Origin of the sequence: Aeromonas sp. R9-2 (genome assembly GCF_040908025.1) — a bacterium.
In the GTDB taxonomy this organism is placed as follows: Bacteria; Pseudomonadota; Gammaproteobacteria; order Enterobacterales; family Aeromonadaceae; genus Aeromonas; species Aeromonas veronii.
On the sequence record NZ_JBFOCX010000031.1, the window covers coordinates 1 to 26980 of the forward strand.

The window sequence follows — 26980 nt, forward strand, 5'->3', positions numbered from 1 at the left end:
GGAGCGGTAGTTCAGTCGGTTAGAATACCGGCCTGTCACGCCGGGGGTCGCGGGTTCGAGTCCCGTCCGCTCCGCCACTAATTTGAAGGCCTTCCAGATTGGGAAGGCCTTTTTGCTATGTACGATTTTTGCCCAGAGACCCAAGACTTTCACACCAGAACGAGTACAAAAGCCCAGTCTCACGACCGGGCTTTGTGTTTTTAGCGTGTTAAACAGCCAGTGTTAGCATTTATCTAGAGGAAGAGAACTAAAACCTTGTCATCTCCTCCATTTTGTATCCATATCAAGCCCTTATCTAATGGATTACTGGCCATTTTAACTGGTTTACTTTTGGCCAAACTCTGTTCATGGCGCGCGATTAGGGTTGTATCTCGCTTATAACTCGGTAGAGTAAGGGCATCTTGAGTTTGCCTGTCCCGCGCCGAGTTTGCAGGGTTCCAGGTGTAACTTGGCCAGTTTTTATCAACCTTAAGTCAGTGGTATCGATATGGAACAAGTAAACAAGTCCACCTTCAGCGATGTACTGGAATATGTGCGTATGTCCCGTCGCCAGAACAAACTCAAGCGTGAAATTGCGGATAACGAGAAGAAGATCCGTGACAACCAGAAGCGCGTGCTGCTGCTCGACAACCTGAGCGACTACATCAAGCCGGGCATGAGCATTGATGATGTGCAGGCGATCATTGCCAATATGCGTGCCGACTATGAAGAGCGCGTGGATGATCACATCATCAAGAACGCCGAGCTCTCCAAAGAGCGTAAAGAGCTGAGTACCAAACTGAAGGGCATGAGCTCTCACAAATAAGCGTTCAGCTTTCGCTTAAGAGACACCGGCCACTGGCCGGTGTTTTGTTATCAGCTCGGATCTCTGCCACTCCTGCAACAATCGGCTCCCCTTTTTAGAATTGCCCTGTTACCATCACTACAAAGCGGTCAATAGTTTCAAGCCATTGACTTGAAAAGACTAAGCTTGAGTGAAACACAATAAATTGCGCAACCATGGTGGGGCTGATATGGGCGCATCAGAACAGACGGATTTGACACAAGTGGCATCTCAAGATTCATCTGTCCAGACCTCGGACGGGAACCCAAAGCGTAAGCGTCGTCCCTGGTGGCGTTGGCTGTTCTGTTTTCTCTTTTTATTGTGCCTGGGGGCGGTGATCGCTCTGGTTGGCTATGAGATGAAAACCTCGAAGCTGCAATCTCAGGAGATTTCCCGCTATGCCGCCAAGCTCACGTATCAGGTCGAGCCTGGTCAGAGCAAGCAGATCGCTTTCCCTGAGGATGGCCCGTTCGACAAGCGGCTCGGCTATGTGCAACTGCCGATGATGCAGGAGCGTTTGCTGCAGCGGGGCTATGAAGTCAGCAAGCAGGTGCATTTCTCCGACGCGCTCTATGACTACGCCAGTCGAGGCTTCTTCGTGCCCTATACCGAGAAGGTGCAGGCTGGCCTGACGTTGCACGATTGCCGCGCCGAGCCCTTCTATCAATTCAAGTATCCGACCCATCACTATCCGGATTTTGACTCCATTCCGCCTCTTGTCATCCAGTCGCTGCTGTTTATCGAGAACCGCGACTTGCTGAGCAACGAAGAGCCGTTGGCCAACCCGGCGGTCGACTGGCCCCGTTTTGCCAAGGCCGCGCTCTCTCAAGTGGGCAAGGCGCTCGATATGCAGGATCAATCTGCCGGTGGCAGTACCCTGGCGACCCAGGTGGAGAAGTACCGCCACTCGCCGGACGGGCTGACCCTGTCGCCGACCGAGAAGATCCGTCAGATGGCCTCTGCCAGCGTGCGGGCCTATCGTCTCGGGCCGGAAACCCTCGAAGCGCGCAAACTGGTCGCCTGGGCCTACCTCAACTCGGTACCGCTCTCGGCTGCGCCGGGATATGGTGAAGTGCATGGTCTGGGAGATGGTCTCTGGGTCTGGTTTGGTGCCAATGTCGATGACGTGAACCGTCTGCTGGATCCTGCCCGCAACCAGAACGCACCGCTGGCCGAACAGGGGCTTGCCCTGCGTCAGGTGGTCTCGCTGATGATTGCGCACCGCCGTCCCTCTTACTATCTGGCTCAGGGGCGAGAGGCATTGGCTACCCTGACCGACAGCTACCTGCGCCTGTTTGTGCAGGAGGGGATGATCACGCCACCTCTGATGGAGGCGGCGCTCAAGGCCAAGATTACGTTCCGTGACTTCCTGCAGTCCCCTGCTATCACCCGGGTGAACAATAACAAGGGGTTGCAGGTTGCCCGTACTCGCCTGAGCCGCCAGCTCGGGGTGCAGCTCTATGACCTCGACCGGATGGATCTGACCGCCGATACCAGCCTCAACATGCCGTTGCAGAACGAAATCTCCCGTTATCTGCAACAGCTGGCCGACCCGACGTTTGCCGCTCAGGTAGGGCTGTTTGGTGAGCGCCTGCTCTCGCCGGAGAAGACTGGCGATGTGCGCTACAGCTTCACCTTGTTCGAGAAGTCGCCGGAAGGGTTCAAGGTGCGGGTACAGACCGACAACACCGATCAGCCGTTCGATATCAACGAAGGTTCCAAGCTGGAGTTGGGCTCAACCGCCAAGTTGCGGGTGCTGACTACCTATCTGGAGATCGTGGCCGAGCTGCACGACAACTATGCCGGGATGCCGGTCGAGAATCTGCGCAAGCTGGCTGCCGTCTCTCAGGACAACCTCAGCCGCTGGGCCATCTCCTATCTGATGACGGCTCAGGACAAGAGCCTGCCTGTAATGCTGGAAGCGGCGCTGGATCGCAAATACTCCGCCAGCCCCAACGAAGGGTTCTTTACCGGTGGCGGCATGCACACCTTCAACAACTTCCGCCGCGAGGATAACAATCGCATTCCGACGTTGCGTGACTCTCTGCGTGAGTCGATTAACTTGCCCTTTGTACGGCTGATGCGCGATATCGTGCGCTACAGCCTCTACAAGGAGGGCAACCGTGCCCAGTTGCTGAAGGATGACAAGGATCCCCGTCGTCAGGAGTATCTGGCCAAATTTGCTGACAAAGAGGGCCAGACCTATCTGCTGCGCTTCTGGCGCAAATATCGCGGCAAGACTCCCGAGGAGCAGCTCGATACCTTCCTCGACGGTCTCAAGCCGAGTGCGGTACGTCTGGCGGCGGTTCACCGCTACCTGATGCCGGAAGCCAGCGAAGCCGCATTTGCTGCCTTCCTGGCGGAGCGGTTGCCGCGGGAGAAGTTGAGTGCGAAACGGGTTAATCAGCTCTACGTCAGCTATGGCCCGGGCAAGTATTCACTGCCGGATCAGGGCTACATCGCCCGGGTTCACCCGCTGGAGCTGTGGCTGCTGGCCTATCTCAAGGAGTTCGACAAGGCGACCTTTGCCGACGCGGTAGCGGCCAGTCGTGACGAGCGGCAGGAGGTCTACAGCTGGCTGTTCAAGACCCGTCATCGCAGTGCCCGTGACAGCCGGATCCGCACCATGCTGGAGGTGGAAGCTTTCCTCGATATCCATCAGCGCTGGGCCAAGCTCGGTTATCCGTTCGACCATCTGGTGCCTTCGCTGGCGACTGCCTTGGGTAGCTCCGGCGATCGCCCGGCTGCACTGGCCGAGCTGATGGGGATTATCCAGAATGGCGGTATCCGCTCGCCAACCTTGCGTATCGAACACCTCTCGTTCGCCAAGGGGACGCCCTTCGAGACCGAGTTTGAGCCGCAGCATACCGAGGGAACCCGGGTGATGCCGGCAGAGGTGGCGGCAGCCCTGCGCAGTGCGCTCTCCAAGGTGGTTGAAGGGGGCACGGCAAGACGTATCGCCGGTGCCTTTACCCTGCCGGATGGCACTGTGCTGCAGATGGGGGGCAAGACCGGCACCGGGGATAACCGGATTGAAACCGTGGGCCGTTATGGCAACGTGACCAGCTCGCTGGCGCGCAACCGCACCGCGACCTTCGTTTTCTATCTGGGTGAGGATCACTTCGGTACCCTGACCGCCTATGTACCGGGTAGCCAGTCTGACAAGTTCCGTTTCACCTCGGCACTGCCGGTGCAGGTGCTCAAGGGGATGGCTCCTCTGCTGACGCCTTACCTGCAACCGGGCTCCCATACCCAGTGTCTGGCGAACCAGTGATGCGAGCGAATTACCGCTCATCACGCAGATAACTAACCAGAGAAAAAACGGGGAGGCTGACAGCCTCCCCGTTTTTATTTCCTTATCGGACGCAGCGGCGCTCGATTATGATCAGGCGCTCAGTACGAACTGCTCGATCACCTGAGCCACACCATCTTCATCGTTGCGGGCGGTGGTGTGCTGGGCGAGAGCCTTGATCTCGTCGGTGGCATTGCCCATCGCCACACCGAGGCCTGCGTATTCGATCATGTGGCGATCGTTGCCCGCATCCCCGACGCAGATCACCTGATCGGCGGTCAGGCCAAGGTGCTCGGCCAGTGCGGCCACGCCGGTTCCCTTGTTGCTCTGCTTGTTCATGAATTCGAGGAAGAAGGGGGCGCTCTGTACCACGGTATAGCGCTCATAGAGCTCAGCAGGCAGTCGCTCGATGGCGCGGGAGAGCTGGGGCGGCTCGTCGATCATCATCACCTTCATGATCTGCTCGTCGGCAGGCAGGGTAGCGAAGTCGATCAGATTGATCGGCATGCCGATCAGGCGGGATTCGTGCTCGGTGTAGGTGCTGACACGGGGACTGATCAGGCCCTGGGTGACTGAGAAACCGTGGACGTTCACCTCCAGCTCGTCAGCCAGTTTGGCGACGGCGCTGGCGTCACTGCCGGTCAGCAGCTGGCTGCGGATGATGCGCTGATCGGCAACCTGCTGTACCAGAGCGCCGTTGTAGCAGATGACGTAGTCATGCTCTGTGGTGAGGCCGAGCTCTTCCAGATAGCGGCTCATCCCTTCCAGCGGGCGGCCGGAGGCCAGCACAACGGTTACCCCTTTGGCGCGCGCGGCGCTGATGGCGGCGTGGGTGCGGGGAGTAATCTGGCCCTGCGGGTTGAGCAGGGTGCCATCCATATCCAATGCGATCAGCTTGTACATCTCTCACTACCTGAGTCTGGGTGGCCCGCCCGGTGGGGCCAAGGAAGTGGCGAGTGTAGCGAAAATCGGCGGCGGGATCACGGCCGGTTCAGCGATGGGGCCGTGCCGGTTGAGCTATTTGTGTCCCTCGTAAGGGGTCATCTCCAGGGTTTCATCATGGATGATCAGGCGGGTAGGGCCTCGGGTGATGGTAACCTTGCGTTTGAAGCTGGCCATCTCGACCTCGAGGCCGGAGTAGAGGTGCTGGGTGGCAATGACCTCCATCTGAGCCATCAAGTTTCGCAGCTCCTCCTGGTTGGCGGTGAGCTGCTCATCGAGCTGGGCCAGTTCGGCCAGCTGATGGTCCCGGATCGGTTTGAGCTTGAGCAGGGTATCCGGATTGCGCTTGTCGCCGGGCAGTTGCAGCAACTTCATGACCAGCTCCTTGATTTTCTCCAGCTGGGCCTGACACGCCTGCTGGCGTAGCTTGAGCTGGTGTTCCTGCTCCTTGTGGGTGAAGTAGCCGCCAAGGATCTGCAGCCGGGTATGGTTGGCGGCCTCGGCCCCCAGGCTGGGGGCCATGATCAGGCGATTGGCAATGCTGGTGCCCCCCAGCAGAGTGCCTTTGCGCATGTTGCTATCGCCCACCTTGATGTCTTGTCCGCTGCGGGAGTAGCAGTGGCTGAGCTGGCTCTGGATCTGGATATCCCCCCCCGCTTCCAGCTGGGCATACTGGGCGTAGCTCGCGTGGATCTCCCCCTGCGCATTGAGTTGGCAAAGGTACTCCCCCTGCTCGTTGCGGCGGCCAATGATGCCGTGGCGTACCGTAATGCTGCCCCCCGCCTCGATCCAGCCCCCTTCGATAAAGCCGCCAATCACGATGTCACCGCTGACCCGGATCTTCATGCCCGGGTTGACGTCGCCGCTGACGATTAAGCCCCCTTCAAAATCAATATGGCCGTGGCGGGCATCCACCTGTTTTACGCTGAGCACCTCGTCCACCTTCATGCCTGCTTTCTCCTGACAGGGCAGGCCAGCCCGACCGGCAATCAGCAGGTCGGGATCGTCGGGGGAGATAAAGGTACCCTCGCCAGCACTCATCGGACTGTCTTTGCCATCCTTGGCTGGTAGGTCCTGACCGGTCACGGTAAAACCGGGCACCCCGACGGTGGCCGGATGACGGCGCATCAGCGGAGCGCCGGCCTTGACGGTGACGATGGAGCCGAGATCCCGCAGGTCGACCTTGCCATGACCCAACTCCTGCGGTTTGAGGATCCGTTCGGCCGGGGTCTCCACCAGCCGCTCATAGCGAGTGTCCTGACCATTGACGGCTGGCTGGCCGTTGGCAATCACCAGCTTGAGCTGACTGCCGGGGGCGGCCTCCTTGGCCGACTGGATGGCAGCGGTGAGCAGTTGCTCACTCACCCCCTGTTTGATTTCGCTGATGGCGATCGCCTCTTTCAGCTGTTCCAGCGTCACATACTTGCCCCCCCAGTCGGCAGTGATCTGGGCGATGGCGCTCATGCGATCCTTCTCCACTATTACGGCGAGTCGGGCATCCTGACGCTTGCCGACAGGGATGGGGTTGGCGGGGACGGGGGCGGCAGGGTTGGTGAGCAGGGTGTTGAGCAGGCTGATGGCCTGTTTGATCCCCTCGGGCAGCGGCTGATAGCGGCGACAGTTGGAAGCGAGCAGCAGAGCCTGCACATCCTGTTCCGTGACAGGTTTGGTGAGACCGGCGGCAATCCGCAGGCAGACCAGTTCCATATCGCTTGATAGCAGCAACCACTCTTTGCTTAACACCGCATCTCCTTGCTGGATGAGAACGGAGCGATCGGCTCGCTCCTCTACTGTCATTTAATCTCTCAATGATTAATAAAGCGAGTCGCCAACCCTGAGAGTGGGCAGTATTCAGATATTTCCTCTGAATGGTCAATGAATTGAAGTCAAATCGGTGATGGCGGCCAGATAAATGTGGGCGCTGTTTGGAAACGGAGTGAAAAGACGGATCGCAGCGCCAGCGACATAGGGTCGCTGGCAGGGGGGAGGTGGTTATCAGCTGCGCTGGGCTGTTCTGGCCAGGGTGAGGTAATCGCCGAGCACCGGTTCACCCAGCATATGGCGGCGCAGCATGTCGAGGGCGGCAAAGGCGAGGATCTTGCGGCGGCTCTCCGGGTCGGGGTGGCGGACCTTGACCGTCTGACCGACGTGTTTTCCATCGGCGCTGAGCAGCAGTGGCACCCCCTCTGCGCCCTCTCGCCCTATGGTCAGTTGCAGGCCCGCATCGGCGGTCGGCAGTTGCGCCAGCTCATCGGCCAGTAGCGTACTGAAGTTGGCCTCCAGCCGGGAATGGCCGTGACAAAGCGCCAGCAGAGCGCCGCCACTCTCTCCCTCCAGCAGAGCCAGCGGTTTGCCTTGCAGCAGCGCGAGGATCTGCTGCGCCGGTTCCGTATCTCCGCTGCCAACCAGCCAGGGGCGGATCGTATCCAGCAGTCGGCGCTCGGCACTCTCCATATCAGCGGCACTGGCGCTGTGGCCGATCAGTTTCAGCTCGATAAGGGGCATGGAGGATCGGTAACCCAGCTCGATACCCATCGGCCAGGGGGCGCCATCCAGCATATCGCTGAGGGCTGATTCCGAGATGCCGAAGGTGTAAAAGCGACGCAGCTCGGTATCGATCTGCGCACCGGCCAGCTGTTTGAGGCGCGGCAGAATTTGCTCGCGCACCATCTGCTTGAATTCGAACGGCACGCCCGGGGTGAAGAAGAGCTGGCTCTGGCCACTTCGCACCACAAAGCCGCAGGCGGTGCCGACCGGGTTGTCGAGGATTTCGCTCCCCTGCGGCAACCAGGCCTGTTTGGCATTGCTTTGTGCCATGGGGCGACCACGGCTGGCGTAGCGGGCTGTGATGGTAGCAAGCCAGTCGGGGAAAAGGGTGAGCGGCTGTTCAAAGGCTTCAGCTGCCGCCTGAGCAGTGAGGTCGTCGGCAGTGGGCCCGAGCCCGCCACACACCAGCACCACCTCGGCGCGGCTGGCACTCTCTTGCAGCACCGTTTTCAGGTCGGCGAGGTTGTCCCCCACCGTCAGGCGACGGCGCACCTGCCAGCCCTGCTCCAGCAGCAGAGCGCTGAGCCAGGCCGCGTTGGTATCCACCACCAGACCCGTCACTATTTCGTCTCCGGTACTGATGATCTCGATACGCATGGCAGGCTCCTTGGATTAAACGGGTGGCAATGGTTGGCCTCGGGCCAACACAATCAGGCTTTGTTGTGCTCGAAGTAGTAGCTGATCCGGGTACGCGGATTGAGGTACTCGAACACGGCGGGTGGCAGCCGTTTGGGGTGGATCACCTTGGCGATCGACAGTTCGGCTTGCTGCAGGTCGATGATGGCCGCTTCCTGACGGGGAATGCGCGGATCGTAGACCAGCACCGAGGGGTAGAGCAGGCGGGAAGCGTTGACCGACATCACCAGCCCCACCTGACCGTTGGAGAGTTGCACCACGCTGCCGGGGGGATAGATCCCCATCAACCGGATCAGCATGCTGAGGTACTCCGGATTGAACTGCGCCTTGCGCTGCTTGTAGAGGCCGCTCAGGGCCGAGTAGGGCACCTTGGCCTGCATGTGGCAGAGGTTATCGTACTCGTTGATCAGCGACACCATCTGAGTCAGCGGATCGAGCTGGCCACCCTTGAGCCCTTCCGGCCCGCTGCCATCGAGATATTCATGGTGATGGAGCACGATCCCCTTCGCCTCGGCCGGGAAATCCTTGGCCAGATTGAGCAGATCCAGCCCGTAGCGCGGGTGCTGGGCCATCAGGTTCTGCTCCGGCTTGGTCAGCGGCTCGGTCTTGCGCAGGATCTGGCTCGGGATCTTCAGCTTGCCGATATCGTGGAACAGCGCCCCCATGCCGACCTGACGGATCTCGTCGGCCGTCATGCAGCACTCCTTGGCCAGCAGCATGCTGAGCACGCTCACATTGAGGGAGTGGAAGTAGAGGTTGTTGCCATCCTCGCTGTCGGAGACCAGATGAAGCACCATCTCGTCAACCGAGAGCAGCTGCTCGGTCATGGCGTTGACCAGCTCCTGCGCCTCGCCGATGGCATTGAGGGGGCGTGACTGGATCTTGCTCATCACGCTGCGCACCTGCGCCAGCGACTGCTGGAACTGCTTCTCGCACTGCTGCAGATTGCGGCGATAGAGTTGCAACTGCTCGATGCGGCGATCTTTCTCCTGCTGCATCTGGGCCTGGCGCTGGGCGGCGTCTGCGCTCTCTTGTTGCTGAGGCTGTACCTGATTGAGGGGCTTGGGCGGAACGTCGCTCTTGTCGGGAATGATGGTGACCAGTTTCAGGCCGAGACGGCGGATCAGCTCGATCTCTTCTTCACTTTTGATCTTGAAGCTGGAAAACAGGAACGGGTGTTCGCGCCACCCCAGTGGCAGGGATACATAGTTGCCGACTTGCAGTCGATCTACGGAAATCTTGATACCGGTCATTATCTTGGAAGCAGGAGACACACTGAGCCGTATGCTAGTCAAAGGCGGGGGTGAATACAAAAGGTATCTGATGACAGGGCAGGAGCTTTATTATAGGCTTCTGGATGTCCAGACATATTTACTGATGCAGTACAGGGAGTAAGCATGCCGATCAAGATCCCGGATCAGTTACCCGCCGCCGAAGTGCTGGGGCAGGAGAACATCTTCGTGATGACGGAATCCCGGGCCGTCACCCAGAACATCCGTCCGCTGCGGGTGCTCATCCTCAACCTGATGCCAAAGAAGATTGAGACCGAGATCCAGCTGATGCGGATGCTCTCCAACTCGCCGCTGCAGGTGGATGTGGATCTGCTGCGCATCGATGACAGGGAGTCAAAGAATACGCCGCAGGCCCATCTGGAGAACTTCTATCACGACTTCGATCAGGTGCGTGGCAACAACTACGATGGCATGATCATTACCGGCGCGCCGCTCGGGCTGGTGGAATTCGAGGAGGTGGTCTACTGGCCGCGCATCGTAGAGATCATCGAGTGGTCCCATCAGCATGTCACCTCCACCCTGTTCCTCTGCTGGGCGGTGCAGGCCGCGCTGAAAGCCTTGTATGGTATGGAGAAGCAGACCCACGGCGAGAAGCTCTCCGGGGTTTACCGCCACCATCGTCTCGATGAGCATGAGCCGCTGCTGCGTGGTTTCGATGACGAGTTCGTCGCCCCGCACTCCCGTTATGCGGCGTTTGATGGCGATCTGATCCGTGCCCATACCGACTTGCAGATTTTTGCCGAGTCAGAAGAGGCGGGGGTCTATCTGGCGGCGACCAAGGATTGTCGTCAGGTGTTTGTCACCGGGCACCCGGAGTACGATGCCCTGACGCTGGACGGGGAGTATCAGCGGGATCTGGCGGCAGGGCTCGCCCCGGCCATTCCGGTCAACTACTACCCGAATAACGATCCGAGCCGGACGCCGCGCGCCAGCTGGCGCAGCCACGGTCATCTGCTGTTTGCCAACTGGCTCAACTACTACGTCTATCAGCTCACCAGCTATCGGGTGGAAGATATCGGCAAGGTCTTTACCTACGCTCAGGGAGGCAAGTAGTCAGTCGCCCTGCGCCAGCCGCTCGGCCAGCTGGTCGAGCCATTGGTGGTGGCAGGCCAGGGTAAACGCCTTGGGTCTGTGGGCCTTGATGGCGGCCATCGCCTCTTTCTGTGGCTGGCCGAGGGTCATCAGCAGCGCGGCGGCGACCAGACCGGTACGACCGCTGCCCCCTTTGCAGTGGATGACCAGATGTTTGCCATCCCCCAGCAGCTCGCGCAGCTGCGGCAGCGCCTGTTGCCAGGCCGCCTCGAAGTCGGTGTCGGGGGCCAGATCATCCTCGATGGGCAGATGGAACCAGCGCATCCCTTCGTGCTCGACCTGCTGGCCGAGCTGCGCCAGTTCGAGTCGGATCAACTCGGCGCTTGTCATCAGGGTCACCACTCCGTGGGCACCGGCCAACCGCAGTTGATCGAGCGCCAGGGTCAGCGGCACCTGCTGGGTGCCGGGGCAGGGGGTCAGCAGCAGCTGACCGTCGACACGGGGAACCTCAAGGCTCCAGAAGGGGTGATACGGGTGCATGGCGGATCCTCGCGTGGTGGCCGCAGGGCTGCGGCCGGTGAATGGCGCCAAGGATAGGCGGGGCAGGGGGGATGTCAATGGCCGTTGTGTTTGCCCCGGTTTACGGGCAGAGTCTAAAAAATTGAGCGGTTCAAGGAGTTAAGATGAGAAACCTGGATCAACTGGATTTGGATATCCTGGCCCATCTGTTTCGGGATGCGGGCATGACCAACAAGGATCTGGCCGCGCTGGTGGGCGTTGCCCCCTCCACCTGTCTGGAGCGGGTGCGCAAGTTGCAGCAGGATGGCGTGCTCAAGGGGGCGCACTGCGAAGTGGATTATCAGGCCCTCGGTGGTCACATTCAGGCCATGGTCTCCCTGCAGCTGGCCCGCCACAGCCGTCAGATCATCGATGCCTTCCGCGATGCCATTCTGGCGCTGCCTGAAGTGATCAGTCTGTTCCACATGGGCGGCAAGGATGATTTTCTGGTGCACCTCTGTGTCTCCGATACCGAGCACCTGCGCAACTTCGTCTTTGATCACTTCACCTCCCGCGAAGAGGTGGTGCACCTCGAAACCTCGCTGGTATTCGAGCACAAGTTCAGCCGCTCCCTTCCCTGCTTTCCCCAGCCATAACGGCCTGCGGGCTGACAGTATGAATAGATGGAAAAACCGCCAGCTGGCGGTTTTTCCATTCTGCTATCGGCTGAATCAGCACGGGCGGCTCAATTGGCGGCGGTGCGTTCATCCTTGGCCGTCTGATAGAGACTCTTCTGATAGGCCATGCTGCCCCACAGGGCAAGACCAAGGGCATCCTCTTTCAAAGCGTCCGGCTGCGCCGCCAGTGTCAGCTTCTCGCTGGCATTGTCGTAGACATAGCCCTCTGCCGCCCGCTCCGGTTGCAGGATCACCACATCCTTGCCGCGCATCAGGGCGAAGTTCTTGTCGTACTGCATGATGGCCCGACCCGGCCAGTCGGCAGGCATGCGGGTCAGATCCTTGCCGAGCATGGGGTAGTCGGCACTGATACCCATCAGGGAGAGCAGGGTCGGCGCCATGTCGATCTGGCTGACGATGCGCGGATCCTTTCTCGGCGCAATACCGTCGCCCACGATAACCCCCGGAATATGGAAGCGGGGAATGGGCACCAGACTGGCGCCACTGACCCGGCTGTCGTGATCGGCGATGACCAGGAACAGGGTGTCCTGCCAGTATTCGGACTGTTTCGCCCTCTTGAAGAATTCGCCGATGGCGTAATCCGCATACTTGGCCGCGTTGTTGCGGGTCTGTTTGGGTTGTTCGAACAGTTCGATGCGCTTGTCCGGGAATTCGAACGGATCGTGATTGCTGGAGCTGAACACCAGACTGAAGAAGGGTTTACCCTCCTTGTGCAACGCCTTGAAGGTCTCGTCGGCCTTGGCCATCAGATCCTCGTCGGAAGCCCCCCATGACCCTTTGAACACCGGATTGTCGAAATCCTTCTGCTCGACGATGGTGGTGAAGCCATTGCCGAGGAAGAAGCTGCGCATGTTGTCGAAGTGACTCTCGCCGCCATAAATAAAGCTGGTGTCGTAACCCCGTTGTTTGAGCAGATCCGCGATGGTGAAGAAGTTGGTCTGGCTCTTGCCGAGTTTGACCACCGACTGTGCCGGGGTTGGCGTGAAGCCGGTCAGTACTGCCTCGATACCGCGCACCGAGCGGGTGCCGGTGGCGTAGAGCTGCTCGAAGGCCCAGCCCTGCTGCGACAGGGCATCGATGTTGGGGGTGAGCGGCAGGCCACCGAGGGAGCCGACAAACTGGGCACCCAGACTCTCCTGCAGCAGGATCACCAGATTCTTCGGTTTACCCTGGAAGCTCGCCTCGTTGAAGGTCTGGCTGGGCAGCAGCTCGGAGTTGAAATCACTGGCCGGACGGCCACTCTCCTTGCGCATGACCTCGAGCACCTTCTGAGGGGTCATCTCGCCGTAAAACTGGCCGGCATCCTCCTCGGCGCCCATCTGCTTCATGGCAAAGAAGAGGGAGTAGGCGGAGTTGACGGTGAGCGAGTTGACCAGCGGATCCTCGGCAAAGGCGACCATGGCCGGGTTCAGGGCGCGGTGGCCGAGACTGGAGCGGGCACCGAGAAAACCTATGGCCAGAATGAGCAGGGCGAAGGCCGGACGCAGATACCAGCGGGGGAAGCCGATGCCACGCACCAGACGGCCGCTCAACCACCAACCGCCGGTCAGCACGGCGCCACTGAAGAGTACAGCCAGCAGCAGTTCGGCTTTGCGGCCCGCCCACAGCATGGCGAATACCTCTTTTGGATAGATGAGGTACTCCACATAGAGGCGGTTGGGGCGCACGCCATACTCGGTGACAAACGAGGGGGTGGAGATCTCGAGGAACAGCATCAGCCAGAGTCCGACGGTCAGCCAGACGCGCATCAGTTGCAGCCAGCCTCGGCCGATGGCATTGGGGCCTGCCAGCAGCAGAGTGAGCATGGCGGGGACACCCCAGACCCAGCAGAGGGTCGCAAAGTCGACCCGGATCCCTTGCAGCAGCATCTCCTGCCAACCGGCCACGGCATCCACCCGTTCCAGTTGCCAGAGACCGAGGGCGATTCGGCTGAAAGAGAGAGAGAAAAGCGCGAGCGCGCAGAAGACGGCGAAGGGCCAAAACGGGCCGAGTCGCTGTTTTAGGTCTGTCATGTTTGTTCCTGAATGAGACTGTAAACGTCTGTCCACAGACGTTTTTTTAGTTGTTGTGAGGTTATGACAGATCGAATTGGTTAAGGTTGCATTCAAGTTTGTTAAAAGTTGGCATTAACACATTTATCATCTAAAAATGTGATGTCGCGCCACTAATGAGCACAGAATAATCTGCTGGATAAAATGTGAGCCACAGCGTGTATGGATGGGGAACCGGTGTTTATAATTGCCGCGAATTATCTCAATCGGAGCCGAAGGGATGCCGGTCTTTATCGATGTCGAGTATGTGCGGGGATGGCGCCTGTTTCTGGTGTTATCGGATGGCACCACGGGGGTGCTGGATCTGACCCCCTGGCGAACCCAGCCGCTGTTTGCAAAGCTGGAGAGCGAGCGTCACTGCGCCCGGGTCTTCATCAACCGTCACCACCAGCTGGAGTGGCCTGTTGGCTGCACGCTATCCGCTCATGAGGTCTATCACCTCATCTCTCCCATTGATGAGCGGGAAGCCTTCAGCTAATCCCCATTTTTTGTGAGCCAACGCCAGATTCCTGTTGCTGGAATGTTTGCCCGTTTGCCTTTCTGAGCCAACTTGGGTAAAACCTGCGCAACATTTTGCCAACTTGCCTTCGCTTCACCTGACAGAGGCTTGCCGCTTTCGCGCCGCAGGCCTTTTTTGCGGCCAGATGGCAAACCTTTCCCTTGCTGAAAGGTTTGGTTGGTTGAATGAAAATAACAAAACAAACAAATACATAAGGAAAATGTATGGCTTGTCATATGCGCACCCCCCTTGCCCTGCTGGTTGGTGGGCTCGCCTGTCACGGCGCTGCCGGTCAGGAGTCGGTTCAACAGCTGGATCCCATGGTGGTGGTGGCAACCCGCCCCGCCAGCACCCTGGAGGTGACACTGGATCCCAAGAAGCCCGGTTCCCCTATGCCCGCTGCCGACGGCGCCGGTTATCTGAAGAATGTCACCGGCATGAGCATGGTGCGCAAAGGGGGGCTCGGTGGCGACCCTGTACTGCGGGGGATGGGGATGTCCCGTCTCAACGTGCAGATGGATGGCGGCATGCTGGCCGGTGGGTGTGGCGGTCGGATGGACCCGCCCACGGCCTATGTGTTCCCCCAATCCTTTGACCGGATCCGGGTGCTGAAGGGGCCGCAATCCCTCGAGCAGGGTGCCACCCTAGCGGGAACCGTGCTGTTCGAGCGGGACAGACCCGAGTTCACCGCACCGGGTCTCAAGGCCGATGCCTCGGCCCTTTATGGCAGCTTTGGCCGTGATGACCAGATGGTGGATATGACGGCGGGTTCGACCGATGGTTATCTGCGCGGTCAGTTCACCCACTCCGACAGCGACGATTACCGCGATGGTCACGGTAACAAGGTGCGATCTTTCTATCGCCGCGAGAACGGCACCGCCCAGCTGGGCTGGACGCCGGGGGAGCACACCTGGCTGGAGCTCACCGCCGAGCGCAGCAACGCCCGCGCCGCCTATGCGGATCGCACCATGGATGGCCCCATGTTTGATCGCGAATCCTTCGGGCTGAAGCTCAAGCAGGAGCAGATCACCACTCACTGGCAGCGCAGCGAGCTGACCCTGTGGGACAACTACATAGACCACATCATGGACAACTTCAGCCTGCGGCAAAACAGCGGCATGAAGATGCTCTCCAACCCGGATCGCCGCAACACCGGCGGTCGCTGGGCCAACGACATCGCCTTGCCAGCAGACTGGCTGCTGACCGCCGGGCTCGACAGCAACCGGGATCAGCACCGCAGTCGGAGTGGGGTCGACTATGCCACCAAGGATCGCCAGCGCACCCTGCGTTTCGAGCAGCAGGGCGGCTTCGCCGAACTGGGTCGTCAGCAGGGGGCTCACAGCTACAAGGGTGGTTATCGTCAGGATAGGGTCGAGACCACCCGCTATGGCGCCGGTGAACAGACCCTCTACAGCGATACCCTGAGTCTGAACAGCGGGTTTGGCCGCTATGAGTACCAGTGGTCGCCCCGCTGGTCCAGCTATCTGGCCTGGGGGCAGGCGGAGCGGGTGCCGGACTACTGGGAGCGCAGCAAGGACAGTACCCCGTTTACCCTCAACCCGGAGCGCAGCCGTCAGTGGGATGCGGGGCTGGCTTTGCGCAGCCGCGAGCTGGACCTGACCCTCTCCCTCTTTAGCGCTGACATCAAGGACTACCTGCTCTACAACAGCAAGTCGAACAAGGTGCGCAATATCGATGCCCAGACCCGAGGTGGCGAGTTGGAAGGGCGCTGGCAGTTTGCCGAGCAGTGGCGTCTCGATGGTGGTCTGGCGGTGGTCTATGGCGAAAACCAGAGCGACAACAAACCGCTGGCCCAGATGCCACCGCTCGATGGCAAGTTGGCGCTGGGCTGGCAGCCGGACGAGGCGCTGAACTTCACCCTGCTGGGACGCGCCCTAGCGGCGCAGGATCGGGTTGATCTCTGGTCCGGCACCGTTGCGGGTCAGGATCAGGGGGAGACTCCGGGCTTCTTCACCATGAACCTGAGCGGCGCTTGGCAGTTTGCCAAAGGGTGGCAGCTTTCGGCCGGGGTGGACAACCTGTTCGACACCTTCTACTACGAGCACCTCTCCAAGTCGGTGCACGCCAGTCAGGCCGGGTTGGGCTATGAGCAGAGCGGCCGCATCCCCGAGCCGGGTCGCTCCTACTGGCTCTCTGTCAACTACCGCTTTGCCTCGGCAGGTGTGCTCTAACCAGTTGAGTCAGATAACGTTTTCAGTCACAGACACCGCTGTGTGAGCATCGCTATCATGGTGAAAAACAGGCGTATAAGACGCCTGCTCTCACAGCGGGAACATAACAATGAAACAGGGAACGTTGCGCTATGGCGGCCTGCTCGGGGCCGCCCTGTTACTTGCGGCTTGCGGCGGCAGCGGGAGTTCAGGCGGGGAGAGCGCTCCCCCCGTCGTCAATCCGCCGGTCACCCACCCTCCGGTCGCCACGGCCAGTCGTGCCTGCTATGGCGACGATCAACCCGCCTGCAACCTGCGCATCTATCAGGTGATGGTGGAGTCGTTTGCCGATGGTGACGGCAGCGCCAACTACGGCGTTGGCTATGGCCCCTCCCAGCACAACGGCGATCTGCAGGGGATCATCGACAGTCTCGACCACATCAAGAGTCTCAACGTCAACGCTATCTGGCTCACCCCGGTGTTCGACTCCTGCGCGGGGCAAGGCGGCGATAACAAGCTCGATGCCACCGGCTACTTCGCCTGCGACTTTTTCACCGTGGACCCCAACTTCGGCAGCAATGCCAAGCTCAAGCAGCTGGTGGACGGGGCGCACCAGCGCGGCCTCCATGTCTTCCTCGACGGGGTGTTTGGCCACGTCAACAAGGTGGGGGTGAGCAAGCCCTCGCCAGAGGGGCGTCTGCCAGCCCTCACCAGCGGCGGTGCAGGTTATCCCGGCCAACTGGTGGATTACAGCAAGCCGGAGAGCCTCGCTTACTTCAAGGAGGTAGCCCGCTACTGGGTCGAGCAGTACGGCATCGACGGCTGGCGCCTCGATCAGGCCTATCAGCTTGGGCTGGATGATTGGCGCGCCATTCGCAGCGAGGTGGAGCAGGCCAGCGCAGCGCGCAAGGCGGCAGGGCAGCAGTGGGGCACTCTCGGCTATATGGTGGGCGAGGTGTGGAAGGGGGCTGACGACATTCGCGCCCAGGCTTACGGCAGCAGCGACAATCCGGCGCTCTCCTCAGCCTTTGACTTCCCGTTGCGCTACGGCATCGTGCAGGCGCTGGCAGTGGAGGAGTCCGGCAAGGGCGGGCAGGGGGCCAGCGTGCTCGACGCCAGCTGGAACAAGGTGGAGAACTACCCGAATCACGCCATGCCGAACCTGATGCTGGGCAACCACGATCTGGTGCGTTTTGGTGATCTGCTGGAGCGTGGCAACTTCAAGTCGACCGAGTACTGGCAGCGCCACAAGGCGGCCTTCAGTTTCCTCGCTGCCCGCTCCGGCCCCATCACCTTCTACTATGGCGAGGAGTTTGGCGACGAGGTGCCGGGCTTTGCCGCCAAGGTTGGTGGTGACTGCGCAGCGCAGGGCTTGTGCGACGATCATGTGGCCCGCAGCGATGGCAAGGTGCCCGCTGTCACCGGTTTTGTGCCAAGTAGCGAACAGGCCGAGCTGAAAGAGTGGCTGGCCCAGCTGCTGGCGATGCGTGCCGCGCACCCCGCTCTCTATCAGGGAGAGCGAGTCAAACTGGTGGCCGAGGGCAGTCTCTATGGTGACATCAAGCAGACGGCGGGGGAGCAGATAGTCTACCTGCTCAACCTCTCCACCACGGCGCTCAGCTACAACCTGCCGGCGGGCAAACTGCGCAGCGGCAGCGCGCTGGTGGATCTGCAAAGCGGCGAGAGTCTGGCCATTGGCGGCAGCAGCGTGACGGTGGAGATACTGCCCTTGAGCGGGCGTTTCCTGCGTCTGCAATAAGTCAGCCACAGCACGCTTTGATATGAGAGAGGGTCCCATCGCGGGGCCCTCTCTGTCATTGTGGGCGACAAAGTCATGGCGGGGTTATGCGGTGCTCTGGCCCCGGTTTTCCAGCCGCTGGCGGAAGGCGCGGGCCAGTCGCTCGTAGAGATCCTGCGCCTCCTTGTCTTCGATATCGCCGCGGATCCAGGGGTTGTCGACGATCTCCAGCAGCACGCAGTCGCGCCCCTGCTGGCGCAAATCGAGCCCGTAGAGGCCATTACCGAGCTGATGGACGGCGCGGCGAGCGGTCTGCAGTACCCGCTCCGGCACCTCGTTAAGCGGCAGCGCCTCGATGCGGCTCATGTCGAGGGGGTGCTTGCGGCGGCGGATGCGGTTGCCGGGTTCGGGCCGGTAGCGGCGGCAGGCAAACAGCGGCGAGCCGTCGAGAAAGCCGATGCGCCAGTCGAACTCGGCGGGGATCCGGCTCTGCACCAAGAGCAGGGCGGAGCGGCCCAGCCCCTCGTCCAGCAGGCGGGCCAGCTGCTGCTCATCGCTGGCCATGGCCAGATCCCGTCCCTGCGCCCCGTCGGGCACCTTCACCATCAGCGGCAGGCCGAGCCGCTGTACCAGCTCGTCCACATGGTGGCGGCCGCGGCGGGTGACCACCATGGTGGGCGGCATGGGCACGCCGCTGCGCACCATCAGCTCGTAGAGGTAGAGTTTGTTGCTGCAGGCCAAGATGGCGCGGGAGCTGTCGATCACCGGCATCTTGAGCTGTTCGGCGCGATGGGCAAATTCGAAGGTGTAGTGGCCGACTGCGGTTTCGGCGCGCAGCCAGAGGGTATCGAACTCCGGCAGCCGCTCTATGGCCGACGGTGGCAGGATCTCGGCCCGGATGCCTTGGGCTGCAGCAGCACGGATAAAGCGCTCCAGCGCCAGCCCGTCACTGCTGGCACGGCCGTCATCGGGATCCACCAGAATGGCGAGCTGGTAGAGCTGCGCCGCCTGCTCCTCGTCACCGGTCCCCACCAGTGCCTGAGCGTGGTGCAGCATCAACTCTTTCTCGCTTGGGCTCAGCTCCAGCGGCGACAGGCTCTGCTGCTGGCGCACCGACCAGCCGTGGCGGCCGCGCTTGAGGGTCAGCTCCTGCAGCGGCAGCTGGCTCAGGCCATAGTAGTAGCGGGCCAGCCCCGCCAGCTCGCTCTGTTCACACTGGCCGAAGATGGCGCGTACCCGGATCCGATCCTCGCTCTGCTGGGCCAGCCACCCCTGTGCCTTGCGCCACAGCTTGGCCGGTGGCTGCTGGGGTTGCAGTCGGCTGATGGCCTGCAGACCCGGCAGGCAGTGGTGGCCGCGGGCCTGGGCCAGCAGCGAGCAGTAGTAGCCTGCGCTCAGGTGCTCCAGATTGCGGCAGAGGTTGATGATGCGGGGTCGGCCGCCGGTGGTCGGCACGCCATGTTGCAGATAGGTGCGGGCGGTCAGCAGATAATCGGCATGGCAAGGCCAGTCGCCCAGCTCTTCGACGATGACATAGGTACTCATATTTTCGGCTCCACAGATCAGACTGCCTGAACAGGCAGGATCCCCAGTGGGCTTCGATGCACCGACAAGCACGACAATGGCGCGAGGGGAAACAAGAGGTTACAGTGCCTAATATGACGCCTTGGTAACTTGTGATACAAGTCGCATTTTTGGTGCTGAGGATAAATAACCGAACAAGGACTCCCCGTGTTGACCGTACGTGCGGCCCGAACCGATGATCTGGGCGCCATCGTGAATCTGGAACGCTATTGTTTTCCTCCCGAAGTCGCCTTTGGCCGCAGCCGCTGGCACTATCTGCTGGCCCACGCCAAGGGGCGCACCCTGTTGCTGCTGGACGAGAAACATCAGCTGATGGGCTATCTCTGCCTGCTGGAGCACAGAGGCTGGGATCGGCTGGTCATTCAGGCGCTGGCCATCCGCTGGACGGTGCGCCGTCTGGGCTGGGCCCGCCGTCTGCTGGAGCAGGTGATCCGCGAGGGCAAGGCCGCTGGCTGGGGGGCGATTCGCCTCGAAGTGGGGGACGCCAACGAAGAGGCGCTGGCGCTCTATCAGGGATTGGGATTTCGCCCCCAGCAGCGGCTGGCGGACTACTATGGCCGCGACCAGCACGCCCACCGGCTGGTGCTGCCGCTGGTGAGCGACGAGGAGCGTGAGCGGCGCAGAGTGGCTCGCACTCAGGCGCGCAAGCCCTCTGCGCAGGCCAACTGATCATGTTGAACGAGCAGAATCGAGGAGCAGGATGAGCTGCGACAACTGTCTTGCCACCGCCATAAGGGCCAAGCTGGGGCGCTGTCCGGTCTGCGCCATCCAGACCTTCGTCATCGGCCTGATTGGCTGGCTGGTCTGGTGGTGGTGCGGTGCCGACACTTCGGTCAACGCCCTCACCGGCCTGTTGTTTGCGCTGGGTGGCTCGGGCTTGTTGCTGCTCCATCTGGCGGTTTTTGTCTGGCGCAAGGCGACCGGACGTGAATTGAGCGATGAATAAATCAGATTGGTTTCAACAACATAAATAACAATATCGGTTGAGATAATGGAGGTTCAGATGATAGCAATGGTAACGGGCGCCTCGTCCGGTTTTGGTGAGTCCATCAGCCGCCAGCTGGTGCAGGCGGGCTACAAGGTGATCGGTACCGGTCGCCGTGCCGAGCGGCTGGCTGCGCTGGCCGACGAGCTGGGCGAACAGTTCCTGCCGCTGGCATTCGATGTGCAGGACAAGGCGGCTACCCGCGCCGCCATCGCCGCTCTGCCAGCCGAGTGGAGCGAAGTGGATCTGCTGGTCAACAACGCCGGTCTGGCGCTGGGGCTGGAGCCGGCCCACAAGGCGGATCTGGAAGATTGGGAGCAGATGATTGCCACCAACATCAGCGGCCTGACCCTGCTCACCCGACTGCTGCTGCCGGGCATGGTGGCGCGCAATCGCGGCCACGTCATCAACATCGGCTCCATCGCGGGCACCTACCCCTATCCGGGCGGCAACGTCTACGGCGCCACCAAGGCGTTCGTGAAGCAGTTCAGCCTCAACCTGCGCGCCGATCTGGCGGGCACCGCCATCCGCGTCACCAACGTGGAGCCGGGCCTGTGCGGCGGCACCGAGTTCTCCAACGTGCGCTTCCACGGTGACGATGCCAAGGCGGCCTCCGTCTATCAGGGGGTGGAGGCGATCCAGCCGGAAGATATCGCCAATACCGTGCTCTGGGTGAGCCAGCAACCGGCCCACGTCAACATCAACAGCATCGAAATCATGCCGGTGGCGCAGACCTTCGGCCCGCTCAATATCAGCCGTCGCTGATCGCTGCATTGGTTGAAACAAAGAGGCTCCCGTGGGAGCCTCTTTGCATTGGCGAGCCGATTACAGGCTCATGATCTTCTTGAACTCCTCCGGCGAATACTTCTTCTCGCTGCGCTTGGTCAGGTCCGTCATCAGCTTGTAGCGCAGCGTTTTGGCCATCTGATAGGTCTGCTCCAACTGGCCATAGGAGTAGTCGGCAGCCAGCCCGATGGCGGTAGCCTTGTCGCTGGCATAGGCCTGCTTCAGGCTCTGGTCGAGCACGGCGACCTCCTTGTAGAGCTTGTTGCTCTCCTTGCTCCAGACGCCGCGCAGCAGCGGCAGATACTTGTCCGGATCGGCGCTGGCCAGCGCAGTCAGGCTGCGGAACTGCCAGTAGGCGGAATCATCGGAGTAGCTGTCGCTGCCGGTGCGATAGGGCAGGGGGTAGGATTCCAGCGCGTTGTAGATCGGCACCATCACAGATTCGGCCAGCACGCCGTAACTCTGCCAGATCAATCCCTGCAGCTCTTTGGGCATCTCCTTGCGCAGCTGGATGACGTGGGATTCCAGCTGGCGATCGACGCGGATCGGCCGCTCCGCCTTGCCTGCCAGCAACGTGCCGTCATAGGTGGCGCTCAGCAGTCTGGCCACGTCCGGCACGGCGATGGGGGAATCCGGCTTCATAAAGAGCGGATATTGTGCCTGCCGGGTCGCCTGTTTGTGGGAGGCGGTCAGCATGTTCTGGCCGAGCCACTCCCGATCCACGTTGTAGGGATCGGCAATCACCCCGAACGCTTTGGCGAAGTTGAAATCTTTCGGATCGGCGTTATCCAGCAGTTTGTGTGCGCGTACAAATTCCAGCAGCTTGGGCGAGTGCAGCACATCGGCGCTGTCGAGATTGACGCCGTGGATGCGCAGGCCGTTGGCCACCATGGCGTAGCTGTCGTCCGGCACCCGCACCGCGATCCAGTGGTGGCCGGAGCCGATCTCCATCAGCCAGGCTTCGTTCACATCTGCCAGATAGAGGCTGTTGCCCTCACCGGCGCCATATTGCTCCACATAGCGTCCAAGCAGCTCGACCCCCTCTTTGGCCGTCTTGGCCTGCGGCAGGATCAGGGTCGGGATGATGGCTTCAATCACTCCCTTCTCGATCAGCGGATCGGCTTTCCGGGCCTTGTCGTTGACCTCGGCACTGGTGGTGGCCGAGATGGCGACGTTGAACTCGTTGATGCCGCGCTCCTCATAATATTTGCCTGCCGGGTCGTTGGTTGTGGCATCCCAGTCGTGGATGGCGGAGTAGGCGAAAAATGCCTTGGGCATCGGCACTTCCAGCCCGTTGCCCAACTTCCAGAGTTTGCCCTCGTTCTGCTGCGCGGGCCGGAAGGCGAGGTACTTGTTCCAGTTGTTGACGCCAAAATCCTCGTTTCTGGCGATCATCACGCTGCCATCGGCACTGGCGCCCTTGCCGACGATAAGGCCGGTACAGGCGTCGGCACTGGTGCCAAGCAGGGTGAGCAGGGTGGCTGAGAGAAGACTCAAGGTGTGTTTTTTCATAGGTGTACCCGAAGGGTTGCGGTGAGTGAGAGTCAGACGAGGGGATGAGGTGTGGGGAGGCTGCAACTCCGAACTGGCAGCGGAGCGAGCACGGCAGATTGGTCTGCCTGTTATTGGTTTGACGAACAGATCATCCATGACACGGCTGGCTGGTTGTGATGTGCGCTAAAATTGTATGCCTCGCTGGTTGTTTGTTTTGTGATCGAACGGCTGTTCCTGACTTTTCTCTGGCGTCGTGGTGCGTGGACGGCGAAATGTGCCAAAACAGCGAGAACCGGCAGCAGATGAGTCATGATTCTGACGCCAGCCTTGCGTGTGGGGCGTGGTGAGATCCGCCATAGCGCGGGATCTTGCACCATCTGACAAGTTGGCCTGTAACTTGCTGGTTTAATTGATAATGGTGGGGCATGACGCCCCATGTGACCGGATCAGCCTGTGCCCATTGCCGCAGATGCGCACTGAATTGGAGCCCCCATGGATATCAAACCCTACAGCCAGCAGCTTGCCCAGAGCGCATCCAACAACCGCGCCCTCGCTACCCTCAACAGTGCCAGTAGCGGCGGTCAGGGCGGTGGCTGGGAGGAGATGGTCAGCCTCTCCACCCAACGCATGACCGGTCAGGCCCAGCAGGTGCTGACCTATGAACATCTGGCCAAGAACAACAAGTTGCCGCCGGCGCTCGATATGAGCTCCGACAAGGGGGGCGTGGTGCAGCAGTTGGTGGACAAGGCGCTTGGTTTCGATCGCAAGAAGTTCAACGAGATCGAAGAGAAGCTCAAGACCATCGCCGATAACAAGAAGCTGACGCCGGAAGAGCGGGCGGAGCAGAGCAAGCCGCTCAACGAGCAGCGAGAGGCGATGCTCAAGGAGGCGATGGATCGCCTGACCGGCAAGAAGAGCTCATCCAAAGATGAGGCCAAAACTGCCTGATCCTGCCGCTGTTCTGAGATCTACCCGGTCGGCACCGATGGGCCAGTGTCGACCGCCGATGGGCAAGCTTCTGCCACCTCTTTTGACCTCACCTCCCCACAGGCGCACAATGTCCGCGCATTGAGCCAGTCGAGGAGTCCGCCGTGTACAACTTCCAATATGCCAATCCGACCCGCATCTGTTTCGGCGAGGGGCAGATCGCCAGCCTGCCCGAACTGATCCCGTCCGGCAGCCGGCTGCTGGTGCTCTACGGTGGCGGCAGCATCAAGCAAAACGGCGTCTATGAGCAGCTGACCCGGGCGCTGGAAGGGGTGACGTGGCAGGAGTTTTCCGGCATCGGCGCCAATCCCAGATACGAGCTGTTGATGGAGGCGGTGGCGCAGGTGAAGCGCGAGCGCATCGACTTCCTGCTGGCGGTCGGTGGCGGCTCGGTAGTCGATGGCACCAAGTTTGTTGCGGCGGCCGCCTGCTACGAGGGGGATGATCCTTGGGATATCTGTGGCAAGCAGGCGAGCGTGCACAAGGCGCTGCCGATGGGCTGCGTGCTGACCCTGCCGGCGACCGGCTCCGAGAGCAATCCCACCTCGGTGGTGAGCCGGGGGGATGTGAAGATCTCCTTCAGAAGCTCGCTGGTGCAGCCGCAATTTGCGGTGCTCGATCCGGCGACCACCTACAGTCTGCCGCCTCGCCAGACCGGCAATGGAGTGGTGGATGCCTTCGTCCATATTGCCGAGCAGTACCTCACCTTTCCGGTGGGAGGCGAGGTACAGGATCGGCTGGCGGAAGGTTTGCTGCAGGTGCTGGTGGAGAATGGCCCCAGGGCGCTGGCGGAGCCTACCAACTATCAGGTGCGGGCCAATCTGATGTGGGCGGCCAGTCTGGCACTCAACGGCCTTATCGGTTGTGGAGTGCCGCAGGATTGGGCCTCTCACGCCATCGGCCATCAGCTGACGGCGCTCTACGGGTTGGATCATGGCCAGAGTCTGGCGGTGGTGCTCCCTTCGCTGCTCCGTGAGCGGGCGAGCCAGAAGCAGGACAAGCTGGCCCAGTTTGCCGAGCGGGTGTGGCATTCGACCCGCGAGGACAAGGCCCTGCGCATCGAAGAGGCGATTATCCGCACCGAGCAGTTCTTCCAGAAGATGGGACTGAGTACCCGGCTGGCCGACTATGGCCTCAGCGAAAGTTGCATTCCGGCGGTCTGCTCCAACCTCAAGCGGGTGGGGCGCACTGCGCTCGGTGAGCAGCAGGATATCGACCCGGATCGGGTGGCACGCATTCTCGCCCGCGCGCTATAAGCCAGCGTCGATTTGTTTCCCTGGCTGATGCATTTTCCCAATTAAAGAGGGCCGCTTGTTGCGGCCCTCTTGCATGACGGGTTAGCCGATCACTCGGTACGCGCCTTGAGGTAGCCGGCGTAGTCCGGGATCTGCACGCTGAACGCCTGTCGCATATGGGGGCTGTCCATGATGAAGTCGGCGGTCGCTTCGTTGGTGGCAACCGGGATGTTCCACACCGCAGCAAGTCGCAGCAGCGCCTTCACATCCGGGTCGTGCGGCACCGCATTGAGGGGATCCCAAAAGAAGATCAGCACATCGATCTTCCCTTCGGCAATCAGTGCGCCAAGCTGCTGGTCGCCACCCATGGGGCCGGAGAAGAGGCAGGTGATGGGCAGCTCGGCCTTTTTGCCGAGCATGGTGCCGGTGGTGCCGGTGGCATAGATGTGGTGGAGCTTGAGCTCCTCCTTGCGGCGCATGACCCAGTTCAGCAGAGGGTTTTTCATGTTGTCGTGAGCGACCAGTGCCACCCGTTTGTGGGGCGCCATCTCGCGTGCAATCTGTTCCATGGAAATCGTCCGTAGCATTGTTATTGGAAGAGAGTCGTATCCTAATCGAAAGCCATGACAGATGCTGTGTCGGGCGTATTAACTGTGATCCTGTCGAAAAGTTTTCGGGTCATGGCTGCTCAAATGAAGAGACCCGCGCTGGCGGGTCTCTTTGCTTGCTGGCCTGCTGGCTCAGGAGCCGTGATGCAGTTGCGACTGCTGGTAGTTCTCCAGCCCGATGCGATCGATAAGATCGAGCTGGGTCTCCAGCCAGTCCACGTGCTCCTCCTCATCCTCCAGGATCTCCTGGAACAGGTCGCGGCTGATGTAGTCCTGCACCGACTCGGCGTAGGCGATGGCTACCTTGAGGTCGGGGATGGCATCCATCTCCAGCGAGAGGTCGCAGCGCAGCATCTCTTCCACCGTTTCACCGATACGCAGCTTGCCCAGATCCTGCAAATTGGGCAGCCCTTCGAGAAACAGCACGCGCTTGACCAGCTCGTCGGCGTGTTTCATCTCATCGATAGACTCGTGATACTCCTTGTGCCCGAGCGCCTTGAGGCCCCAGTCATCGTAGATGCGGGCGTGCAGGAAGTATTGGTTGATGGCAATCAGCTCATTGGCCAGCACCTTGTTGAGGTGGGCAATGATCTTGGGATCTCCTTTCATCGACAGTGCTCCTTGGTTCGTGCCTGAGGCTCCGATCGTTAGAGCTTAGTCCAGAAAAGTGACAACAAGAGGTCTGGCGAGCCAGCTCGCCTGAGAAAAGGGGTGATCCTGTTGGCGGGTCACATCAGAAAAGAGGTGTCCGGATCAGGCCACTTCGTAGTAGAGCACGTGTTGCTCCTGCTCCATCTTGTCGAGCTCGGCGGCAATGATCTCCATGGTCATGCGCACGCATTTGCCACATTGGGCGCCCACCTCGAGCGACTGCTTGAGTTGGCGGAATTCGCTTTTACCTGACTGCACCGCTTTGCGGATCTGGGTATCTGTGATGCCGCGGCACAAACAGACGTACATGATGATCACCTCTTGTGTAATGAGATGAAATCTAAATGAGAATGGTTCGTAGTGCAAATAACCATTGGTAATAAGATCCCCTGCTTGCCACTGTGCAACCCCTTGGGGACAATGCTGGCAAC

24 protein-coding genes and 1 tRNA gene are annotated in these 26980 nt (G+C 60.6%); 13 read left to right on the forward strand and 12 right to left on the reverse strand.

What is annotated here, in order from left to right:
* The 3 genes from AB5Y71_RS17245 to AB5Y71_RS17255 all read left to right on the forward strand — a co-directional run bounded on the left by AB5Y71_RS17245 (position 1) and on the right by AB5Y71_RS17255 (position 4097).
* Positions 1 to 77: transfer RNA gene (locus tag AB5Y71_RS17245), tRNA-Asp, on the forward strand.
* Positions 78 to 487: 410 nt separating this feature from the next.
* A complete protein-coding gene (gene tmaR, locus AB5Y71_RS17250) occupies positions 488 to 805 on the forward strand; it encodes a PTS system regulator TmaR (protein WP_005336024.1) in 318 nt (105 codons plus the stop codon).
* Between the two features lie 208 nt (positions 806 to 1013).
* Entirely contained in the window at positions 1014 to 4097 is a 3084-nt protein-coding gene (locus AB5Y71_RS17255) for a transglycosylase domain-containing protein (RefSeq protein ID WP_047436640.1), read from the forward strand.
* A gap of 111 nt (positions 4098 to 4208) precedes the next feature.
* Here AB5Y71_RS17255 and yidA read toward each other — a convergent pair whose 3' ends face one another.
* From yidA to AB5Y71_RS17275, 4 genes are all read right to left on the reverse strand, one after another.
* Positions 4209 to 5018, reverse strand: coding sequence for a sugar-phosphatase (gene yidA, locus AB5Y71_RS17260; protein ID WP_368172077.1), 810 nt, complete (start codon positions 5016 to 5018; stop codon positions 4209 to 4211).
* Between the two features lie 114 nt (positions 5019 to 5132).
* Complete coding sequence (locus AB5Y71_RS17265; protein WP_368172078.1) at positions 5133 to 6800, reverse strand: FapA family protein; 1668 nt, start codon at positions 6798 to 6800, stop codon at positions 5133 to 5135.
* Between the two features lie 252 nt (positions 6801 to 7052).
* The gene (locus AB5Y71_RS17270) at positions 7053 to 8201 is read right to left on the reverse strand and encodes a CinA family nicotinamide mononucleotide deamidase-related protein (RefSeq protein WP_368172079.1); all 1149 of its coding nucleotides are present in this window, start codon (positions 8199 to 8201) and stop codon (positions 7053 to 7055) included.
* Positions 8202 to 8254: 53 nt separating this feature from the next.
* Positions 8255 to 9493 (reverse strand): DUF3391 domain-containing protein, encoded by a 1239-nt coding sequence (locus tag AB5Y71_RS17275; RefSeq protein ID WP_005336014.1) that lies wholly within the window; start codon positions 9491 to 9493, stop codon positions 8255 to 8257.
* Between the two features lie 144 nt (positions 9494 to 9637).
* On the opposite strand from AB5Y71_RS17275, the gene metA reads away from it, so the two are divergent.
* Positions 9638 to 10585 carry a homoserine O-succinyltransferase gene (gene metA, locus AB5Y71_RS17280; RefSeq protein ID WP_368172080.1) on the forward strand — a complete coding sequence of 316 codons (948 nt, stop codon included), beginning with the start codon at positions 9638 to 9640 and terminating at the stop codon, positions 10583 to 10585.
* On the opposite strand, the gene AB5Y71_RS17285 is transcribed toward metA, so the two are convergent.
* Positions 10586 to 11104: a cyclin-dependent kinase inhibitor 3 family protein gene (locus AB5Y71_RS17285; RefSeq protein WP_368172081.1), complete on the reverse strand. Its 519-nt coding sequence runs from the start codon at positions 11102 to 11104 to the stop codon at positions 10586 to 10588.
* Positions 11105 to 11247: 143 nt separating this feature from the next.
* Between AB5Y71_RS17285 and AB5Y71_RS17290 the strand changes: the two genes are divergently transcribed.
* Positions 11248 to 11718 carry an Lrp/AsnC family transcriptional regulator gene (locus tag AB5Y71_RS17290; RefSeq protein ID WP_005336001.1) on the forward strand — a complete coding sequence of 157 codons (471 nt, stop codon included), beginning with the start codon at positions 11248 to 11250 and terminating at the stop codon, positions 11716 to 11718.
* 89 nt (positions 11719 to 11807) lie between these two features.
* Here the strand turns inward: AB5Y71_RS17290 and AB5Y71_RS17295 are convergent, their stop codons facing one another.
* Positions 11808 to 13772 (reverse strand): LTA synthase family protein, encoded by a 1965-nt coding sequence (locus tag AB5Y71_RS17295; protein WP_368172082.1) that lies wholly within the window; start codon positions 13770 to 13772, stop codon positions 11808 to 11810.
* A gap of 259 nt (positions 13773 to 14031) precedes the next feature.
* Here AB5Y71_RS17295 and AB5Y71_RS17300 point away from each other — a divergent pair, with 259 nt between their 5' ends.
* The gene (locus AB5Y71_RS17300; RefSeq protein WP_005335997.1) at positions 14032 to 14289 is read left to right on the forward strand and encodes a DUF2442 domain-containing protein; all 258 of its coding nucleotides are present in this window, start codon (positions 14032 to 14034) and stop codon (positions 14287 to 14289) included.
* On the opposite strand, the gene AB5Y71_RS17305 is transcribed toward AB5Y71_RS17300, so the two are convergent.
* Positions 14286 to 14546: a hypothetical protein gene (locus tag AB5Y71_RS17305; protein WP_127006022.1), complete on the reverse strand. Its 261-nt coding sequence runs from the start codon at positions 14544 to 14546 to the stop codon at positions 14286 to 14288. The genes AB5Y71_RS17300 and AB5Y71_RS17305 overlap by 4 nt on opposite strands.
* Here AB5Y71_RS17305 and AB5Y71_RS17310 point away from each other — a divergent pair.
* A complete protein-coding gene (locus tag AB5Y71_RS17310; protein WP_368172083.1) occupies positions 14535 to 16502 on the forward strand; it encodes a TonB-dependent copper receptor in 1968 nt (655 codons plus the stop codon). The two genes, AB5Y71_RS17305 and AB5Y71_RS17310, sit on opposite strands and share 12 nt — an antisense overlap.
* 109 nt (positions 16503 to 16611) lie before the next feature.
* Entirely contained in the window at positions 16612 to 18240 is a 1629-nt protein-coding gene (locus AB5Y71_RS17315) for an alpha-amylase family glycosyl hydrolase (RefSeq protein WP_368172084.1), read from the forward strand.
* A gap of 84 nt (positions 18241 to 18324) precedes the next feature.
* On the opposite strand, the gene AB5Y71_RS17320 is transcribed toward AB5Y71_RS17315, so the two are convergent.
* Positions 18325 to 19764, reverse strand: a complete 1440-nt coding sequence (locus AB5Y71_RS17320; RefSeq protein WP_139495140.1) for a RimK family protein — start codon at positions 19762 to 19764, stop codon at positions 18325 to 18327.
* Positions 19765 to 19950: 186 nt separating this feature from the next.
* On the opposite strand from AB5Y71_RS17320, the gene AB5Y71_RS17325 reads away from it, so the two are divergent.
* Genes AB5Y71_RS17325 through AB5Y71_RS17335 form a run of 3 tightly spaced genes read left to right on the forward strand, consistent with a single transcriptional unit; the run spans position 19951 to position 21553 of the window.
* The gene (locus AB5Y71_RS17325; protein ID WP_005363198.1) at positions 19951 to 20472 is read left to right on the forward strand and encodes a GNAT family N-acetyltransferase; all 522 of its coding nucleotides are present in this window, start codon (positions 19951 to 19953) and stop codon (positions 20470 to 20472) included.
* 31 nt (positions 20473 to 20503) lie between these two features.
* Positions 20504 to 20749 carry a DUF3624 domain-containing protein gene (locus tag AB5Y71_RS17330; protein ID WP_139495139.1) on the forward strand — a complete coding sequence of 82 codons (246 nt, stop codon included), beginning with the start codon at positions 20504 to 20506 and terminating at the stop codon, positions 20747 to 20749.
* Between the two features lie 57 nt (positions 20750 to 20806).
* On the forward strand, positions 20807 to 21553 hold the full coding sequence (locus AB5Y71_RS17335) for an SDR family oxidoreductase (RefSeq protein WP_123172293.1): 747 nt from the start codon (positions 20807 to 20809) through the stop codon (positions 21551 to 21553).
* A 60-nt stretch (positions 21554 to 21613) separates the two neighbouring features.
* On the opposite strand, the gene AB5Y71_RS17340 is transcribed toward AB5Y71_RS17335, so the two are convergent.
* Positions 21614 to 23086: a C69 family dipeptidase gene (locus tag AB5Y71_RS17340; protein WP_368172085.1), complete on the reverse strand. Its 1473-nt coding sequence runs from the start codon at positions 23084 to 23086 to the stop codon at positions 21614 to 21616.
* Between the two features lie 474 nt (positions 23087 to 23560).
* Between AB5Y71_RS17340 and AB5Y71_RS17345 the strand changes: the two genes are divergently transcribed.
* A complete protein-coding gene (locus AB5Y71_RS17345) occupies positions 23561 to 24016 on the forward strand; it encodes a hypothetical protein (protein WP_019446593.1) in 456 nt (151 codons plus the stop codon).
* 143 nt (positions 24017 to 24159) lie between these two features.
* Positions 24160 to 25311 carry an iron-containing alcohol dehydrogenase gene (locus AB5Y71_RS17350; RefSeq protein WP_368172086.1) on the forward strand — a complete coding sequence of 384 codons (1152 nt, stop codon included), beginning with the start codon at positions 24160 to 24162 and terminating at the stop codon, positions 25309 to 25311.
* 89 nt (positions 25312 to 25400) lie between these two features.
* Here the strand turns inward: AB5Y71_RS17350 and AB5Y71_RS17355 are convergent, their stop codons facing one another.
* From AB5Y71_RS17355 to AB5Y71_RS17365, 3 genes are all read right to left on the reverse strand, one after another.
* Complete coding sequence (locus AB5Y71_RS17355; protein ID WP_368172087.1) at positions 25401 to 25859, reverse strand: methylglyoxal synthase; 459 nt, start codon at positions 25857 to 25859, stop codon at positions 25401 to 25403.
* Between the two features lie 171 nt (positions 25860 to 26030).
* Positions 26031 to 26507 carry a bacterioferritin gene (gene bfr, locus AB5Y71_RS17360; protein ID WP_005354959.1) on the reverse strand — a complete coding sequence of 159 codons (477 nt, stop codon included), beginning with the start codon at positions 26505 to 26507 and terminating at the stop codon, positions 26031 to 26033.
* Between the two features lie 144 nt (positions 26508 to 26651).
* Complete coding sequence (locus tag AB5Y71_RS17365; protein ID WP_150389779.1) at positions 26652 to 26858, reverse strand: bacterioferritin-associated ferredoxin; 207 nt, start codon at positions 26856 to 26858, stop codon at positions 26652 to 26654.
* Between the last annotated feature and the right edge of the window lie 122 nt (positions 26859 to 26980).

Coding starts and splice junctions, on each gene's coding strand:
- tmaR (WP_005336024.1), top strand. CDS start 488: ATGGAACAAGTAAACAAGTCCACCTTCAGCGATGTACTGGAATATGTG.
- AB5Y71_RS17255 (WP_047436640.1), top strand. CDS start 1,014: ATGGGCGCATCAGAACAGACGGATTTGACACAAGTGGCATCTCAAGAT.
- yidA (WP_368172077.1), bottom strand. CDS start 5,018: ATGTACAAGCTGATCGCATTGGATATGGATGGCACCCTGCTCAACCCG.
- AB5Y71_RS17270 (WP_368172079.1), bottom strand. CDS start 8,201: ATGCGTATCGAGATCATCAGTACCGGAGACGAAATAGTGACGGGTCTG.
- AB5Y71_RS17275 (WP_005336014.1), bottom strand. CDS start 9,493: ATGACCGGTATCAAGATTTCCGTAGATCGACTGCAAGTCGGCAACTAT.
- metA (WP_368172080.1), top strand. CDS start 9,638: ATGCCGATCAAGATCCCGGATCAGTTACCCGCCGCCGAAGTGCTGGGG.
- AB5Y71_RS17285 (WP_368172081.1), bottom strand. CDS start 11,104: ATGCACCCGTATCACCCCTTCTGGAGCCTTGAGGTTCCCCGTGTCGAC.
- AB5Y71_RS17290 (WP_005336001.1), top strand. CDS start 11,248: ATGAGAAACCTGGATCAACTGGATTTGGATATCCTGGCCCATCTGTTT.
- AB5Y71_RS17295 (WP_368172082.1), bottom strand. CDS start 13,772: ATGACAGACCTAAAACAGCGACTCGGCCCGTTTTGGCCCTTCGCCGTC.
- AB5Y71_RS17300 (WP_005335997.1), top strand. CDS start 14,032: ATGCCGGTCTTTATCGATGTCGAGTATGTGCGGGGATGGCGCCTGTTT.
- AB5Y71_RS17310 (WP_368172083.1), top strand. CDS start 14,535: ATGGCTTGTCATATGCGCACCCCCCTTGCCCTGCTGGTTGGTGGGCTC.
- AB5Y71_RS17305 (WP_127006022.1), bottom strand. CDS start 14,546: ATGACAAGCCATACATTTTCCTTATGTATTTGTTTGTTTTGTTATTTT.
- AB5Y71_RS17315 (WP_368172084.1), top strand. CDS start 16,612: ATGAAACAGGGAACGTTGCGCTATGGCGGCCTGCTCGGGGCCGCCCTG.
- AB5Y71_RS17320 (WP_139495140.1), bottom strand. CDS start 19,764: ATGAGTACCTATGTCATCGTCGAAGAGCTGGGCGACTGGCCTTGCCAT.
- AB5Y71_RS17330 (WP_139495139.1), top strand. CDS start 20,504: ATGAGCTGCGACAACTGTCTTGCCACCGCCATAAGGGCCAAGCTGGGG.
- AB5Y71_RS17335 (WP_123172293.1), top strand. CDS start 20,807: ATGATAGCAATGGTAACGGGCGCCTCGTCCGGTTTTGGTGAGTCCATC.
- AB5Y71_RS17340 (WP_368172085.1), bottom strand. CDS start 23,086: ATGAAAAAACACACCTTGAGTCTTCTCTCAGCCACCCTGCTCACCCTG.
- AB5Y71_RS17345 (WP_019446593.1), top strand. CDS start 23,561: ATGGATATCAAACCCTACAGCCAGCAGCTTGCCCAGAGCGCATCCAAC.
- AB5Y71_RS17355 (WP_368172087.1), bottom strand. CDS start 25,859: ATGGAACAGATTGCACGCGAGATGGCGCCCCACAAACGGGTGGCACTG.
- bfr (WP_005354959.1), bottom strand. CDS start 26,507: ATGAAAGGAGATCCCAAGATCATTGCCCACCTCAACAAGGTGCTGGCC.
- AB5Y71_RS17365 (WP_150389779.1), bottom strand. CDS start 26,858: ATGTACGTCTGTTTGTGCCGCGGCATCACAGATACCCAGATCCGCAAA.